This window comes from Aestuariibius insulae (assembly GCF_040783535.2).
Taxonomy (GTDB): Bacteria; Pseudomonadota; Alphaproteobacteria; order Rhodobacterales; family Rhodobacteraceae; genus Aestuariibius; species Aestuariibius insulae.
On sequence record NZ_JBFONW020000006.1, the window covers coordinates 98,315 to 115,032 of the forward strand.

Consider the following 16,718-nt stretch of genomic DNA (forward strand, 5'->3'; position numbering starts at 1 on the left):
CCTCCTGCGGTCCGGTTTGAGGTAGGGTATAGGACGGCGCTGTCACCCTCACATATCGGCGGCGTCCTTCGATCCGCCGAAAAGGCCGGTCAGGGCGCGCTGGACGAGGCGGGTCACAGAGGGTTTGCGCGCCTCTATGAAGGGTAAGGGGCGGCAGACCTCGATGGCGGCCACGCCGACGCGGGCGGTCAGCGCGCCGTTGATAACCCCTTCGCCGAAGCGGCGCGAGACGCGCGAGAGCACGCCCCCGCCCGCGACCGAGCCGATCAGATCGTCACCGACCGCCACCGCGCCGGTCGCCACCAGATGGGACAGGACCGCCCGGGTCAGCCGCCAGCCGCCCAAGGCGCCGGAGCGGCCGCCATAGATCTCGGCGATACGGCGGATCATGCGGATATTCGAGGTCAACGCGGCGATGACATCGGCAAAGGCGAGCGGCACGACCGCGGTGACGGTCGCGACCTGACGGGCAGCGGCCTCGACCTCGCGCCGGGCTCGCTGGTCGAGAGGCTCAAGCAGGGTCGTTTCGGCGAGGCTCAGAAGCGCGTCGGCGTCGAGCGGGTCGGCCCGCCTTTCGGCAAGCCGCTCACGACCCCATCCCAGATCAGGGCGCGCCGCATAGAGCCGTTCGAGATCGTCGAGGACCACGCGGGCCTGCCCCAGATCGCGACTGGAAAGCGCGGCTCCGGCATCGGACTGGATCCGGTCGAGACGGCCGAGCCGGAAGAGGGCGGCGGCCTCGCGGGTGATGATGGCCAGACAGACAAGCGCCAGGGCGGCTGTCAGGCCTGCGGCAATGGCCCCCAGGATCGGAGAGGACGAGATCAGGGCGGTCAGAGCGGACCAGGCGGTCAGAGACAGGATCAGCGTCAGCAAGGCGCCGAGCAGCCCCCAGAACCAGCGCGTCAGCGGCGAGGGCCGGGCTGCGGCCAAGGCCGCAGCCTTTTGCATACTGGCCTGGCGGGGCACGAGATCGGGCACGGGCGGGGCGGCGGCGGGCGTCGGTTCGGGCTGTCCCGAGGCGCCGTCATCTAGATCGATGAGGACAGGCCCTTTCATAACCGTTGCCTCGAGGCGGCAGAATTTTCATCGAAAATTCTGGCGTCGCAAAATCTTCTAGAAGATTTTGGGGCTTCAGATTTTTCTAGAAAAATCTGTCTCATAGCAGATCCCCGATCAAAAACTCAGCCGCCGTGTCCAAGCGGATATGGGGAGGCCCCTCGCCCGGTTTCAAGCTGAGGGCCGCCGGTGAAAAGGTCATCACCTCATAGCCCGCATCGAGCCATTTGCCGGCCCCCTGCCGCGCGGGGTCCAGCAGATGGGAGGGATCTTCGGGCAGCTCTCCGGGATGCAGCGCCGCGCGTTTGCCCGAGGCCAGCGTGCCGCGCACTACATCGAGCGGTGTGCCTTGGTGGTCGATCCGGTCCTCGGTCGTGGCCCGAAGCGCGGCGATGGCCAGCGCTTTGGTCTTGGCTCCCGCGAAATCCGCGCGATCCTTGGCGTCGCGCAGCAGGGCGGCGGCGATATCGGTCAGCTGCTGATGCTGGGAGTGGTGCAGATGGTCTGCCTTGGTCGCAGCGAAGAGGATCCGCTCGACCCGGCGGCCTGCGAAGATTTGGGAGAGAAACGCGTTCCGGCCCGGGCGGAAGGCCGTCAGGATGTCGGTCATCGCGCGCCGGAGATCCTCGACCGCCGGAGGACCGGCATGGATCGCCCCGAGGATGTCCACGAGCACGACCTGCCGGTCGATGCGGGCGAAATGATCGCGAAAGAACGGGCGCACCACGTTGCGCTTGTAACTGTCGTAGCGGCGCTGGAATTCGCGGGCGAGCGAATTGCGCGGCGCGTTCGGCATGGGCGGCAGCGGCGCGAAAGTTAGGACCGGCGATCCGGCCAGATCACCCGGCAGAAGGAAGCGGCCCGGGGTGCAGTCCGAATAGCCCGCCGCGCGGGCCGCATGCAGATAGGCCGTGTACTGTGCGGCGAGGCGCTGGGCGGCGGGCTCTTCAAGGCGGGCGGTCAGGTCGGTTTCGGCCAGAGCGCGGCGGAAGTCCTCGGCCTCAGGACGGTCTTCGATCCGCTTAAGCGCATCCTCTGACCATGCTGCGAAATCGCGGTCGATGAGTGACAGGTCCAGAAGCCACTCGCCGGGATAATCCACGATATCGAGATGGACGGTGCGCGCGCCCTGGATCGTGCCGAGAAGGCCCGAGGGCTGCATGCGGAGCGACAGGCGCAACTCGCTGACCGCGCGGGTGCCTTCGGGCCAGTAGGGCTGCGCGCCGGTCATCGCGGCCAGATGATCCTCGTAGGCAAAACGCGGGATCGTATCGTCGGGCTGGGGCTGCAGATAGGCGGTGCGGATCGCCCCGGTTGAGGCGGCGCGCAGGCCGGTCATGCGGTCGCGGTCCATCAGATTGGCCACGAGCGAGGTGATAAAAACCGTCTTGCCCGCCCGGCTAAGACCCGTGACGCCCAGACGGATCACCTTGTCCGAAAACGGCGCGGTCACCGCATCGGTCAGCCCGCTTACGCTGCGCGCGATCCCGTCGGCCAGTCGTCCTACCACCATCGCGCGCGTCTTTCCTTGCCCATGAAGCGGGAAGATAGGGGCGGGGTGCGGGATTGGGTAGGGATTGATTTCAGCGCCTTGCAAGACTAGGGGCGCGGGCCATGGGCCGGTATGCGCTGAAGATCGAATATGACGGGGCGCCCTTTGCGGGGTGGCAGCGGCAGGCGGATCAGCCGTCGGTGCAAGGCGCGGTCGAGGCGGCGCTGGCGCGGTTGGAGCCTGGAGAGCACAGGATTGCGGCGGCAGGCCGGACGGATGCAGGCGTTCATGCGCTGGGCCAGGTGGCGCATGCGGATCTGGTCAAGGACTGGGAGCCGTTCCGGCTCTCGGAGGCGCTGAACTGGCATCTCAAGCCGTCGCCCGTCGCCATTCTGGATGCGGTCGAGGTTGCGCCGGACTGGCATGCGCGGTTTTCGGCGGTGGAGCGGCAGTATCTCTTTCGGCTGGTGGCGCGGCGGGCGCCGGTAACGCATCTGGCTGGGGCAGCCTGGCAGGTGCGCCATCCTCTGGATGCGCGGGCGATGGAGGAGGCGGCGCAGGCTTTGGTCGGGCGGCACGACTTCACGACCTTTCGGTCGGTGATGTGTCAGGCCGAAAGCCCGGTGAAGACGCTGGACGAGATCCGGGTAGAGGAGCGCGAGATCAATGGCGGGGCCGAATACCGGTTCCATGTGAGGGCGCGGTCGTTCCTGCACAATCAGGTGCGCAGCATTGTCGGCACGCTCGAACGGGTGGGCGCAGGATCCTGGCCGCCCTCGCGGGTGGCCGAGGCGCTTGCGGCAAAGGACCGGGCGGCTTGTGGTCCGGTTTGCCCGCCACAGGGGCTTTATCTTGCGAATGTGCGTTATCCCGCCGATCCATTCGCCTCCGGCTGACGGGTCTTTCTCAATATGGGATGGGTTTGACCCTCCTTTCCGCTTTCTTTGATTAGACGGGGGGCGTTAAGGTTACTGGTATTGCGGGCCCGAAGACCTGCATCAAAAAAGTATGGGGTAAGCTTTTGCGGCGCAGTGTTTCGGTTCTTCTGACCATGCTTGTTCTGGGCGCCCCGGCTGTGGCGCAGGATGTGTCTTTCGTTGTAGCTGGAGAGGACGAGGACCTGGAAGCCAGTCTGATCGCCGCTTCGCTTCTGAGCTCGCTCGAGGATGTCGAGGATAGCCGGACGCAGGATTACATCGCCGCCGCCCAGGCCGATTACCGCAGGCTCGTGACGGCGCTTTATAACGAAGGGCATTTCGGCGGCGTGGTGCAGATCTCGGTGGATGGGCGCGAGGCGTCGACGATCCCGCCGCTTAATCCTCCGGCGCGGATCTCGTCGATCGTGGTTCGAGTGGATCCGGGGCCGCTTTTCACCTTTGGGCTGGCGCGGATCGGGCCGCGGGTGCGGGGGACCGAGATCCCCGAAGCCTTTGCCACCGGGCAACCGGCCGAGACCAGCGCGATCCGGACGGCGGTCGGCACCAGCATCGACAGCTGGCGCAATGCCGGGCACGCGAAGGCCGAGGTGGCCGATCAGACGATCATCGCGCGGCAGGCCGAGGACCGGCTGGATGTGGAGGTCTCGCTCGCTCCGGGACCGAGGCTGACGTTCGGGCCGCTCACCGTCACAGGCAATGAGCGGGTCCGGACCGAGCGGATCCGGGCGATTGCAGGGCTTCCGACGGGCGAGGTCTTTTCGGAAGAGGAACTGGAGCGGGCGGAAAACCGGCTGCGGCGAACGGGGACCTTTGCCTCTGCCGCGCTGATCGAGAGCGAGACGATCGGGCCGAACAATACGCTGCCCATCACAGCGCAGGTCGCCGAACGTCTGCCGCGCCGGATCGGGGCGGGCGCGGAAGTGTCGACCACCGAAGGGCTGTCGCTGTCGGCGTTCTGGCTGCACCGCAATCTTTTGGGTGGGGCCGAGCGGTTCCGGATCGAAGGCGAGGTCAGCGGGATCGGCAGCGAAGCGAATGACGAAGAGTTCGGCGATATCGAAAATGCGCTCGATTACCGGCTGACGACGACCTTCGACAGGCCCGCCACCTTTGCCTCGGACACGGATCTTTACGCGATTGCCGAGATCGAGCAGCGCAGCGAGCCGGGATTCTTCTCGCGGCAGGTGCGCGCGGAGGTCGGGCTGACCCGCTACGTCACCGACCGGATCACGGTGGAGGCCGGGATCGGGCTGCGCGCCGGTGAGAGCGAAGACGATCTGGGCAAGCGCGATTACGTCTATCTGACCTTCCCGACCTCGGGCGAATGGGACCGGCGGGACGCGCCGCTCAACCCGACCGAGGGCTTCTACATTGCGATCGATGCGATCCCGTTCCTCGCCTTGAGTGACAGCGAAAGCGGAGGGCGGCTCGATCTGGATGCCCGCTATTACTTGCGTCCTCTGGCCAGCGACCGGCTGGTGCTCGCCTTTCGCGGTCAGCTTGGATCGCTTCTGGGGCCTGAGGCGGAGGATGCGCCTGCCGATTTCCTCTATTTCTCGGGCGGCGGCGGCACGGTGCGCGGGCAAGAATATCAATCGCTCGGCGTCGAGGTGGATGGCGATACGACCGGCGGACGGTCCTTTGTCGGGGCCTCGGCCGAGGCGCGCGTGGGGATCACCGATCAGATCGGATTGGTCGCGTTCTATGATTATGGCTTCATCGGGCCGGACAGCTTTTACAGCGACGAAGGCGACAGCCATTCGGGCGCCGGGCTGGGTCTGCGCTACAATACCGGGATCGGGCCGATCCGGCTTGATGTCGGCACGCCGGTCAGCGGAAACGAGGGAGAGGACGCATCGATACAGGTCTATATCGGCATCGGGCAGGCGTTTTGATGCGCCGCGCCGCGCTTGTTCTTCTGTGCTTTCCGGGTCTGGCGGCGGCGCAGGATCAGGAAGATCGCGATGTTGGCCTGATCCAGGGTTTTCTTGAGGACAACCTGTCGGGCGTCAGCCGCACGGTTCGGATCGAAGGGTTCGACGGCGCGCTGAGTTCGGAAGCGACGATCGAGCTTTTGACGATTGCAGATGAACAGGGCGTCTGGCTCAGGGCCGAGGATCTGGTGCTGGACTGGAACCGGTCCGCCTTGTTGCGCGGGCGGCTGGAGGTGACCGAATTAAGCGCGGGCGCAATCGCCCTGCCCCGGCTGCCGGTGGCAGAGGCCACGGCCCCGGCGCCTGAGGCAAGCGGCGCGTTCTCGCTCCCCGAGCTGCCGGTTTCGGTAGAGGTCGAGCGGTTCGGCATCGACCGGATCGAACTTGGCGCGCCTTTCGTGGGCGAAGAGGTGGTCCTCTCGATGGAGGGCTCCGCCAGCCTTGCGGATGGTGAAGGCGAGGCGCAGCTAAGCGCGGATCGGCTGGACGAGCGGACCGGACGGTTCGAGGTCGCGGGCAGCTATTCGAACGAGACGGATGTTCTGGGCCTGAACCTGACCTTTATCGAAGGCGAAGGTGGGATCGTCGCGAGCCGGCTGGGTCTTCCGGGGGCGCCGTCGCTGCGGCTGACGCTGGAGGGGACCGATCCGCTCAGCGATTACACCGCCGAGCTGGCGCTGGCGACGGATGGGCAGGACCGGGTGGCGGGCACGATCACGACGGCGGCAACCGAGGCCGCGGGTCGACGCTTTGCGGTCGATATCGACGGCAACGTCGCGCCTTTGGTTGCGCCGCAATTCGAAGGGTTCTTCGGCGATCAGGTCTCGCTTGTTGCCTCGGGGCAGCAGGGCGCGGATGGCGCGGTGACGCTGGACGAGCTGGCGCTCGAAACCGAGGCGCTGCAACTGAACGGCTCGGCGGCGATCGGCGCGGATGGCTGGCCAGAGCGGTTCGATCTGACCGGCGCTTTGGCTGAGAACGCGGAGCGGGTGCAGCTGCCCGTGGGCGGCGATCCGGTCTTTGTTGACGGGGCCGATCTCGCCGTGCGGTTCGATGCGGCAGAAGTTGACCAATGGACCGCCGAGTTCGAGCTGCGCAATCTGGAGCGGCCCGGTCTGGGGATCGAGACGATCAGCCTGACCGGCGGCGGTGTGATCGTGCAGAATGAGACGTTTACGGCCGCTCTCGACTACGGAGCGGAAGGCCTCGTGCTGGATGATGTCGGCGCGAGCGAGGCGCTGGGCGATGCGGTCACCGGGGAGCTGCGGCTGGAGGCACCGAGCGGCGCGCCGATCCGGGTCGAGACGCTGAGCCTGAGCGGCGCAGGGCTCGACGCGGCGATGAATGCGGTCGTTCAGGGGGCCGAAAGCGGGTTCGCGACGGTCTTTGATCTGACCGCAGAGGTCGACCGGCTGGGGCGGTTCTCCACCCTCGCGGGGCGCGATCTGAGCGGCAGCGCGGAGGTCACGGCGGAGGGAACGGTGGTCCCTCTGGAAGGCCGGTTCGATGTGACGGTGAACGGGCAGACGCAGGATCTGGGCATCGGCATCGCCGAGGTCGACGGTCTGATCGACGAGGCGGGCGAGATCTCGATCGCTGCGGTGCGCGATACCGAGGGCACGCGGCTCGAGCGGTTCCAGATCGAAACACCGGATGCGCGGATCACGGCCTCGGCCGATCTGACGAGCGAGGGCAGCGTGGCGCAGATCGACGCGCGGATCGTGGATCTGGGGGCGATGCGTGAAGGTCTGAGCGGTGCCGCGACGGCGACCGGAGAGGTCCGGCAGGCGTTGGACGGATCGGTGACGGCGGATCTGGACCTGACCGGGCCGGGCGCAGTGACGGCGCGGGTCGATGGAACGATGGCTGCGCCCGAGCAGGCGCGGCGGATCGAGGGGACGGTGGATCTGAGCGCGCGCGATTTGAGCGTCTATGCGCCTTTGGTGGATCCCGCCTTTGCCGGTGCAGTGGACCTGCGGATCGATGGGGCGGTCACGCCGGGCACGTTTGTCTTTGACGTCGATGTCGAGGGGACGACGGACGATCTGGCGGTCGGGATCGAAGGGCTCGACCGGTTGCTGGCCGGGAACGGGCGGATGAATATCGAGGCGCGGCGCGATCAGACGGGGATCGATCTGCCCGAATTCATCGTCGATTACGATCTGCTGACGGCGAACCTGACCGGGCGGGCGGACGAACCTTCGGAAGCGACCGGACCACCGAGCCTGGAGAGCATCGAACGGATCACGCTGGACGGGCAGCTGGAGGCGGCGGATCTGGCGGTGTTTTCCGAGATTGCCGGGCGCCCTTTGGGCGGGTCGGTCGATCTGGCGCTGGATCTGTCGGTGGAGCCGGAGCAGCTTTTGTTCGAGGGCGAGATCGACGGGACGACGACGGATCTGGATGTCGGGGTTCCGGCGGTTGAGGCGATGCTCGACGGGCGCGGCGCGATCGCGCTGCGGGCACAGCGGACCGCGACGGAGATCGTGATCGAAGAGCTGACGGCGGAGTATCCGGATCTGACAGTCGATCTGACCGCGCGCGCGACCGAGCCAGGGGATGCGCGCGTTCCCAGTCTTGAGAGCATCGACAATGCCGATATCGACGGGCGCGTCGCGGTGCGCAATATCGCTGAGATCGGTGCTGCCTTGGGCCGGGAGATGAGCGGATCGGCGGATCTGAACATCGACGCGAGCGTGCGGCCCGAACAGCTGTTCTTTGACGCCGACATTCTGGGGACGACGCGCGATCTGGCGGTCGGGGTCGCTCAGGTCGATCCGCTGATCGGCGGGACGGGCGAGATCGTTATCCGGGCCGAACGGGATGCGGAGGGCATAGATATCGACCGGGCGCTGCTTCAATTTCCGGGCGTGACACTGAATGCCTCTGGCAGCACGGCGGGGAATGGCAATACGGCGCGGTTCGATCTTCGGATCCCGCAGGTTGGGCTGATTGATCCGTCGGTGCAGGGGCCCGCCTCTATCGTTGGAACGGCCAGTCAGCAGCCCGGCGGCAACTGGGTCATCGATGCCGATGCAAGCGCGCCCGGCGGCGTGTCGGCGCAGGCAGATGTCACTGTCGGTCCCGAGGAGGACGGCTACCCCGTCTCCGGCGAGGTCGAGCTGGCGGCGGCGCAACTGGCCGCCTATCGCAACATCGCGAACCTTCCGCTGAGCGGGTCGATCAACGCGACGCTATCGGGACGCGGGGTTGTCGAGACCGGAGCGTTCGACGTGGATCTGACAGGCCGAACGCAGTCTCTGGGCATCGGGCAGGACATCGTAGACAGCCTTTTGAGCGGGACTGGCACGTTGGATCTGTCTGCCGCACGGCGCGCCGATGGAACGCTTGTGCTGGACCGGGTCCGGGCCGACTTTCCCAACATCGACGTCACCGCGACCGGGTCGGTGCAGGGCGGTGTCAGCCGGGCGCAGTTCGATGCACGGCTCGCCGATCTTGGATTGCTGAGCCCGGAGCTGATTGGGCCGCTCACGGCGGACGGCACGGCGACCCTATTGGAAGGCGGCGGGATCGACCTCGATGTCGCGCTAGACGGCCCCGCGGGTGCGGATGCCGATGTCAGAGGCCGGATCGAGAGCGGCGGGCGGCTGAACCTGCGCGCCTCCGGTTCTGTTCCGCTTGCTTTGGCGAACCCCTTTATCGAGCCGCGCAGCCTGGCCGGAACCGCCTCTTTCGATGTGAGCGTTCTGGGCCCGCCCGAGCTGAGTTCGGTCAGCGGGCGGGTGACGACGCAGGATGCGCGTCTGGCCCTGCCGACCTTTCTCGAGGCGCTTGAGGATATCGATGCGACGGTCGATCTGGTAAACGGGCAGGCGCAGATCAATCTGTCTGCCGATCTTCCGGCGGGGGGCGATCTGGCGGTGACCGGTCCTGTGGGGCTGAGCGCGCCGTTTCCGGCAAATCTTGTGATTACGCTTGATGAGGCCGAGCTTGTCGATCCCAACCTCTATCAGACATCCGTGGACGGTCGTGTGACTGTCAGCGGGCCGCTTGCGGGTGGGGCCAGCATTGCCGGTGATCTGGCGCTGGGGCCGACCGAGATACAGGTCCCCTCTTCCGGGCTGGGGGCGCTGGGGGATGTGCCGGATGTGCAGCATGTGAACCTGCCTGCGGATGTGCGGGCCACGCTGGAGCGGGCCAATCTTCTGGGCGGCGAGGACGACGCCGAGGCTGCGGGCGCGAATACCGCGCGGCCCTATCCGCTGAACGTGGTGATCCGCGCGCCGTCGCAGATCTTTGTCCGGGGACGCGGTCTGGACGCAGAGCTGGGAGGGCAGCTACGGGTGACGGGCACGACCGCCAATGTGATCCCGCAGGGTCGGTTCGAGTTGATCCGGGGCCGGCTCGATATCCTTGGGCAGCGGTTCGAGTTGGATGAGGGGGCGATCACCTTGCTGGGCGATTTCGTTCCGAACCTGCGGCTTGTCGCCCAAACGGAGACCGACACTACGACCATCAGCATCGTCGTAGAAGGGCCGGTGGACGATCCGGATGTGAGCTTCAGCTCTTCGCCGGAATTGCCCGAGGAAGAGGTGCTGGCGCAGCTTCTGTTCGGGCGGGATCTGGACAATATCTCACCGCTGCAGGCGGTTCAGCTTGCCTCGGCGGTGGCGACCCTGTCGGGGCGCGGCGGTGGCGGTTTGATCGACAATCTGCGGTCCAGCAATGGGTTGGAGGATCTCGATATCGTGACGACCGATGACGGCAACGCTGCGGTGCGGGCGGGCGCCTATCTGTCCGAGAACGTCTATACCGACGTGACGGTCGGCTCTGGCGGGAATGCCGATGTGTCGCTGAACCTCGACATCACGCCGTCGCTGACGGCGCGCGGGACGCTGGGATCCGACGGCAATTCAAGCGTCGGGATCTTTTTCGAGCGCGATTACTGAAACCGGCTGTCAGTGCCGTTTGGAGGTGTCGAGGATCGGATGATCCTCAAACTCGATGGTCGAGCTGTTCAGCACGGCATGTTCGGGGACGCGGATCTCGTAGCTGAGACCCTTTTCGGCGAAAGAGGCGATCAGTTTGCCCTCGAGCGTGCCTTCGACGCTGGCCTCGATCAGGCTGGTGCCGAACCCGTTGCTGCCCGGATCCGACGCGTCGGGCCCTCCCTCCTCGGTCCAGAAGATGACGACCTGCTTGCCGTCGCCCCTGTCCTGCAACATCCACTCCACCTCGACTTTGCCTGTCTGCGTGGACAGCGCCCCGTATTTCGAGGCGTTGGTGGACATCTCGTGGAAGGTCATCGCGAGCGCGAGCGCGGCCTTTGAGTTCAATTCGAGCGTCGGGCCGGAGATCTTGCAGCGCTCTTTGCCATAGGGTTCGATCAGCTCGTTGCGCAGCATGTGTTCGAGATCGGCAGAGCGCCAATTCTGCACAGAGAGCAGGTTGTTCGTGGCCGAAAGCGCCTGCAGCCTTTCCGACAGGCGGACGAGTGCCTCATCTGCCGGGCGGTCCGAGCGGCGCGCCTGGCGCACCAGCGCCATCACGTTGGCCAGCATGTTCTTCACGCGGTGCTGCAGCTCGTGCATGAGCCGCCGCATTTCGGCGGCCTTCTCGCGATCGTCGGTGATGTCCTGGACGACAACGGAGATGCCCCGGATTTCGTCCCCAATCCGAAGCGGCGTGTAGTCGGCAAGAAAGACGCGATCGACGCCGAGCTGGGCGGCGGTCTGGCCTTCGATGATGTAGCCCAGCTCCGGCTCTCCGGTATCGAGGACCTTCTGCAGCACGCTGACCACCTGATCGGCCACATCCGGCACAACCTCGTGGACGGAGGCGCCGATCATCTCTTCGGCGCTCATCCCGTTGATCTGGGCGATCTGGCCGTTCGCCCGGATATAGCGCAGATCCCGGTCGATCAGGCACATGCCGACAGGGCTTTCGAGGTAGATCTGTTCGATCTCGGCGAGCCGCAATTCGAGATCGCGGCGCAGGCCCTCGATCTTGGCATTCGCATCGGCCTGGCTCGTGATGTCGACGATGACGTAGACGACGCCGCTGATTTCGTCGGCGAGGGTCCGGTAGGGCAGGACACGCAGCAGGAAGCTGCCGGCATCGCCGCGCAGTTCGAGATCCTCTTCGCGCATGGTGTGGTCCTGAAGGACCTCGAGGCCCAGATCGCGCAGCCGGTCGGTATCCGCGCGGGTGCGGAGCTGGTCGATGACGCGGCCGGTATCGGCACTGGTCAGGCCCAGACGCTCGCCCGCCTCGGGCGTGAAGGAGCGGACCATCAGATCCTTGTCGACAAAGATCGTGGCGATCTGGGTGCTTTCCAGAAGGTTCTGGATGTCGTCATTGGCTTCAGCCAGCGCCTCGATCTTGAAGCTGAGCTCGTCGTTGATCGTCGAAAGCTCCTCATTGGCCGATTGGAGCTCCTCGTTCATCGACATCATTTCCTCGTTGGAGCTTTTCAGCTCCTCGTTCGAGGTCTCGAGCTCTTCGATTGTTGAGCGGAGTTTTTGGCGGCTTTCCTTGAGTTCGTCCTCAAGCTCGCTGATGCGGTCCTCGTCGGAGAAAGGCGTGATTTCCACGCCTTCTTCGTCGGACTGGACAAAATCTTCGGACGAGGTTTCCTGAAAGACGATCAGAAGCGCGCCCTGCCCGACCGGTTCGGACGAGATGTCGAGCTTGACGATCCGGCCGTCCGTCTCGAGCTCTACCCCGCGGCGCATGCGGCGGCCAGAGCCGCCCCGGCCGCTCATCACGGCGCGCACAGCGGACCGGATCGGCGTCTTGGCCAGCTCGAGAATCTGCTGGCTGGGACGGCCGAAGCCGAATTCGAGATAGCGGCCCGTTCGCCCGGACGAATAGATCACGTTGCCATTGGTATCGACGACCACGAAAGGCGGCGCATAGCGTTCCATGATCCGCGATTGCAGATCATCCTCGTCGATGCTTTTCTCGCGCGCTTCCTCGGCGCGGCGTTCGCCAGCGGTGATCTGGGACGGCATCCGGATCGGCAGGTTCACGGGCGTCGTCGTGTTGCCCTTGCGTTTGAAGATGCGGTGCCGGCGCGAGATCACATCCATTAGATTGTCGTGACCCGCGAGGTTTTCGGACGGGCCAAGGAAGAGATAGCCGTTCTTGCTGAGCGCGTAGTGGAAGATCGGGATGATCCGCGCCTGCAGGGTCTGGTTGAAATAGATCAGCATGTTGCGGCACGAGATCAGATCGAGCCGCGAGAACGGGCTGTCCTTGATGACCGAATGTTCGGAGACGCGCACCATGTCGCGGATGCGCGGGCCGATCCCGAAGCCCTTTTCGTCGGCGATGAAATACTTGGTCAGAAGCTCTTGCGGCACGTCCACCATGGAGGCCAGCGGATAGACCGCACGGCGGGCCGCCTCGAGCATAGTCGGATCGATATCAGTCGCGAAGATGCTGACCTTGGGTGCGCCGTCATGCCCCTCGAGCGCTTCGGCCAGAAGGATGGCGATGGAATAGGCCTCCTCCCCGCTTGAACAGGCGGGCACCCAGATGCGGATCGTATCCGCCCTGCCCTTCCCCTCAATCAATTTGGGGATCACCTCGGTCTTGAGGACTTCGAAGGCTTCGGCATCTCGAAAGAAGCTGGTGACGTTGATCATCAGATCCCGGAAAAGCAAATCGCCCTCCTGCTGATCGACGGTCAGCCGCTTAATATAATCCTGTGGATCCTCGAGCCCCACCACCTGCATCCGGCGGCGGATCCGGCGGCCCAGTGTCGTGTGCTTGTAGTTCGAGAAGTCGTGCCCGGTGCGGTAGAGAACCGCCTCGGAGACGCGGTTGATGAAGCTCTTGTTGATCGGGGCTTCGTCCCCTTCCCCGGGATGTTCGACATCGAGCGCAAGACGCGGGGCGCCGAAATATCCGACCAGGGTGTCGGGCATCCGTTCGGCCGAAATGATGAGATCGACGAGCCCTGTGCGCACCGCGCTGTTGGGCATGCCGTCGAATTTGGCGAGCGACGGATCCTGAGCGATGGTCAGCCCGCCCGCCTCCTTGACAGCGCGCAGACCGCTCGACCCGTCAGAGCCAGTCCCCGAAAGAACGACGCAGGCCGCATTGGTCGTCTGATCCTCGGCGAGGCTGCGGAAAAAGTGATCGATGGGCGTGCGGCGTCCGCGTTGCTCCTCGAACTCCTCAAGATGCAGGACCCCGTCGAGGATTCGCACCTCCTTGTTCGGCGGCAGGACATAGACCTTGTTAGGTTCGACCGCGACGCCGTCCTCGATCGTCAGAACCTCGATTTCGCCCTGACGTCCCAGCAGCTCGGGCAGGAGGCTGTCATAGTTCGGATCAAGATGCTGAACGAGGATATAGGCCAGACCCTGATCCCGCTTGATCGAATCGACCAGATCGGTAAACGCCTCGAGCCCGCCGGCGGACGCGCCGACACCGACGATGGGACAGGGTGCCTTGGCTCCGCCGAGATTCGGCTTGTCAGGCACCATTTCAGCGGTCGGGCCATTCGGGCCTTGGGCTATCTCTTCATTCATGACTGATCGAAACTCCACACGTGGAGAAATCTAACCGGATTTTTCATTAAGCGACAGTGAACTTTTGCATCCCTGCGTTGTCAAATCGCCGCTTTAACCTGAGACAAATCCGTCACGAAGAGATCTTCCTGGCGGGCGCGTTCCGCCGCGTTGGGCAATCGCAGCAGGTAGGAGGGATGAACGGTAACGAAGACAGGGATGCCATCCTGGCCGCCCTCGATCGCTCCGCGCCGTTTGAGAATGCCCTTGCCGTTGCCGGTCGTCGCCCTGAGTGCGGTTGCCCCCATCGATAGGATCATCTTAGGCCGGATCAGGTTGATCTCCTGCGCGAGCCACCAACGACATTGATCGATCTCTCCGGTCGAAGGGGATTGATGAATGCGCCGCTTGCCCTTGAGGGTGAACTTGAAGTGCTTGACCGCATTGGTGACATAGGTCTGCGAGCGGTCGAGCCCGGCCCTTTCTGCCAGTTCGTCAAACAGCCGCCCGGCGGGACCTATGAAGGGGCGGCCTGCCAGATCCTCCATGTCGCCGGGCTGTTCGCCGACGATCATCAGGTCCGCATCCTGCGGCCCTTCGCCGAAGACGAGCTGAGTGGCATTCGCGTGAAGGGGACACCTCGTGCAGGTGCTGGCTTCGGCTTTGACGCCGTCGAGAGTGTCGGCTGAGAGAAGATCCATATCCTTGACCTTAGGCTGGGCTGCGATCCGTTCGGCCCGCAGAGGCGGCAAGGTCGGCGCGGCGTCTTGCATGGCGCGCGTCTTGGCCTCGGCCTCTGCGATCAGGGAGGGAATGAGTTCGGCCTCGGGAAGGTTCCGCCAGTATTTCTTGGGCATCTCGGCGGTCATCGCCTTGATCTTGAGCCGCGCCGGGTTGAAGATATTGGCGTAATAGGTCCGCCACAGATCCTCGGTCGCGTCCTTGAGGTTGGGGTTGCTGGCGGGCGTCGGATCAAGCGTGATCTGACCATCCTTGTGCTGGATCGACATCGCGGGCGTTGCGATCACCCAGTCCATATCGGCGAAGCGGCGGGCGAAGAAGCCTGAGATCGGCTCGCAGATGTGGTGATCGGGCTCGAACCAGGCGGCGAAGGCGCGGCGATCCGTATCGGAGGCGATTTCCTGAAAGCGGACGAAGGCCTTCATCTTGTGCATGTCGCGCCGAACCGCCTTGGCCAGCTTTTCAAGATGCGCGACTTCGGCGTCGCCGCGATCCTTGAGTAGTCTGGGGGTCGTCTGAAGGCGCAGAAGGACGCGGTAGAGCCTTGAAAAGCGGTCTTTTGCAGAATGATGCGTAACCGTCCGGGCCAGTTCCAGGAACTGCTTGGAGGCGGTGACCTTATGGCGCGCCTCGGACATCGGGCCGGTTTCGGTGATAAGGAATCCGGCGCTGTCGCCTTCGAGATACCAATCGACGCGATCAGGCTTTGTGCGCATCGTCGCAAAGTCGCGGGCGCTGCCGCGCCACGCCTCGAACGTGCCGATCCGGGGCAGCTGGATCTGACGCATCAGATCAGCTGAAGCTGTTCCGGCGGCGGCGCGAACCGGGCGCGCAGGCTCTCCGCATCGAGGCTCTGGCCCGGCGTCCAGTCGGAGACGGTAATGAAGGAGCGCGCGTTCTTCATGTTGGCGCCGATCCGGGTCAGATCATCGTAGCGCAGGCTCTTGGTTCGGCGGGCGTTGAGGATCCGGCTAACAGTCTTGGTGCCGAAGCCCGGCACCCTAAGCAGCATATCGCGGCTCGCCCGGTTGGGATCGACAGGGAAAAGATGCCGGTTCTGTAGCGCCCAGGACAGCTTCGGATCGACTGCGAGGTCCAGCATATCCCCTTGTTTTTCGGTAATCTCATCAGCTTCGAAGCCATAGAACCGCATCAGCCAATCCGCCTGATAAAGCCTGTGTTCGCGCATTAAAGGCGGTTTGATCAGCGGCAAGGCGGTCGAGGCGTCGGGGATCGGCGAGAAGGCGGAGTAATAGACCCGCTTGAGCTTGTAAGCGCCGTAAAGGCGGGTGGAGTTTTGCAGGATCGTGGCATCCGAAGCCCCATCAGCGCCAACAATCAACTGCGTCGATTGACCGGCGGGCGCGAACTTCGCCTTACGGCGACCGGTATGGGTTTTCTCTGAATATTCCGCCTTTTTCAGTCGCAGATCGCCCATGGCACGGCGGATCTGATCGGGGTCCTTTTCGGGGGCATAGGCTCTGACGCCCTGATCGGTCGGAAGCTCTACGTTAATTGACAGGCGATCGGCGAAGAGCCCCGCCTCTTCAATGAGTTCGGGGGACGCATCCGGGATCGTTTTGAGATGGATATAGCCGCGGAAAAGATGCTCCTGACGCAGCGATTTGGCGATGCGAACCATCTGCTCCATCGTGTAGTCGGGCGAACGGATGATGCCGGAAGAGAGGAACAGACCTTCGATGTAGTTGCGGCGGTAGAATTCCGTCGTCAGATGCACGACCTCGTCCGGTGTGAAGCGCGCGCGTTCGACGTTGGAGCTGACGCGGTTGATGCAGTAGGCGCAATCATAGATGCAAAAGTTGGTCAGCAGGATTTTCAGAAGGCTGATGCAGCGCCCGTCCGGTGCATAGGCATGGCAGATCCCGGACCCCTCGGTCGAGCCGAGACCTCCCTTGAGCGAATTACGTTTGGATGTACCGGAGGACGCGCAGGAAGCGTCGTATTTGGCGGCATCCGACAGGATCGCCAGTTTGTCTTGGAGCGTGCGCTTGGCCATGGCGTTCACTTTATGTTCACATGCCGTATGGCACAAGGTCGAGGTTGTCGCAGTGGT

General features: G+C 64.5%; 8 protein-coding genes. 3 read left to right on the top strand and 5 right to left on the bottom strand.

Going from position 1 to position 16,718, the window contains the following annotated elements; translation table 11 throughout:
* Positions 1 to 48: 48 nt before the first annotated feature.
* Positions 49 to 1,059: a YcjF family protein gene (locus AAD018_RS16285; protein WP_367315787.1), complete on the bottom strand. Its 1,011-nt coding sequence runs from the start codon at positions 1,057 to 1,059 to the stop codon at positions 49 to 51.
* Positions 1,060 to 1,159: 100 nt separating this feature from the next.
* Positions 1,160 to 2,572, bottom strand: coding sequence for a YcjX family GTP-binding protein (locus AAD018_RS16290; protein WP_367315786.1), 1,413 nt, complete (start codon positions 2,570 to 2,572; stop codon positions 1,160 to 1,162).
* Positions 2,573 to 2,673: 101 nt separating this feature from the next.
* On the opposite strand from AAD018_RS16290, the gene truA reads away from it, so the two are divergent.
* The 3 genes from truA (at position 2,674) to AAD018_RS16305 (ending at position 10,333) form a co-directional block, all read left to right on the top strand.
* The gene (truA, locus tag AAD018_RS16295) at positions 2,674 to 3,447 is read left to right on the top strand and encodes a tRNA pseudouridine(38-40) synthase TruA (RefSeq protein WP_367315785.1); all 774 of its coding nucleotides are present in this window, start codon (positions 2,674 to 2,676) and stop codon (positions 3,445 to 3,447) included.
* Between the two features lie 125 nt (positions 3,448 to 3,572).
* The gene (locus tag AAD018_RS16300) at positions 3,573 to 5,384 is read left to right on the top strand and encodes an autotransporter assembly complex protein TamA (protein WP_367315784.1); all 1,812 of its coding nucleotides are present in this window, start codon (positions 3,573 to 3,575) and stop codon (positions 5,382 to 5,384) included.
* Positions 5,384 to 10,333, top strand: a complete 4,950-nt coding sequence (locus tag AAD018_RS16305) for a translocation/assembly module TamB domain-containing protein (RefSeq protein ID WP_367315783.1) — start codon at positions 5,384 to 5,386, stop codon at positions 10,331 to 10,333. Before AAD018_RS16300 ends, AAD018_RS16305 begins: the two co-directional genes overlap by 1 nt.
* A 9-nt stretch (positions 10,334 to 10,342) precedes the next feature.
* Here the strand turns inward: AAD018_RS16305 and AAD018_RS16310 are convergent, their stop codons facing one another.
* The 3 genes from AAD018_RS16310 to AAD018_RS16320 form a co-directional block, all read right to left on the bottom strand.
* A complete protein-coding gene (locus tag AAD018_RS16310; RefSeq protein WP_367315782.1) occupies positions 10,343 to 13,924 on the bottom strand; it encodes a CheR family methyltransferase in 3,582 nt (1,193 codons plus the stop codon).
* Positions 13,925 to 14,004: 80 nt separating this feature from the next.
* The gene (locus tag AAD018_RS16315; protein ID WP_367315781.1) at positions 14,005 to 15,432 is read right to left on the bottom strand and encodes a UdgX family uracil-DNA binding protein; all 1,428 of its coding nucleotides are present in this window, start codon (positions 15,430 to 15,432) and stop codon (positions 14,005 to 14,007) included.
* Positions 15,432 to 16,661: a putative DNA modification/repair radical SAM protein gene (locus AAD018_RS16320; RefSeq protein WP_367315780.1), complete on the bottom strand. Its 1,230-nt coding sequence runs from the start codon at positions 16,659 to 16,661 to the stop codon at positions 15,432 to 15,434. Before AAD018_RS16320 ends, AAD018_RS16315 begins: the two co-directional genes overlap by 1 nt.
* Between the last annotated feature and the right edge of the window lie 57 nt (positions 16,662 to 16,718).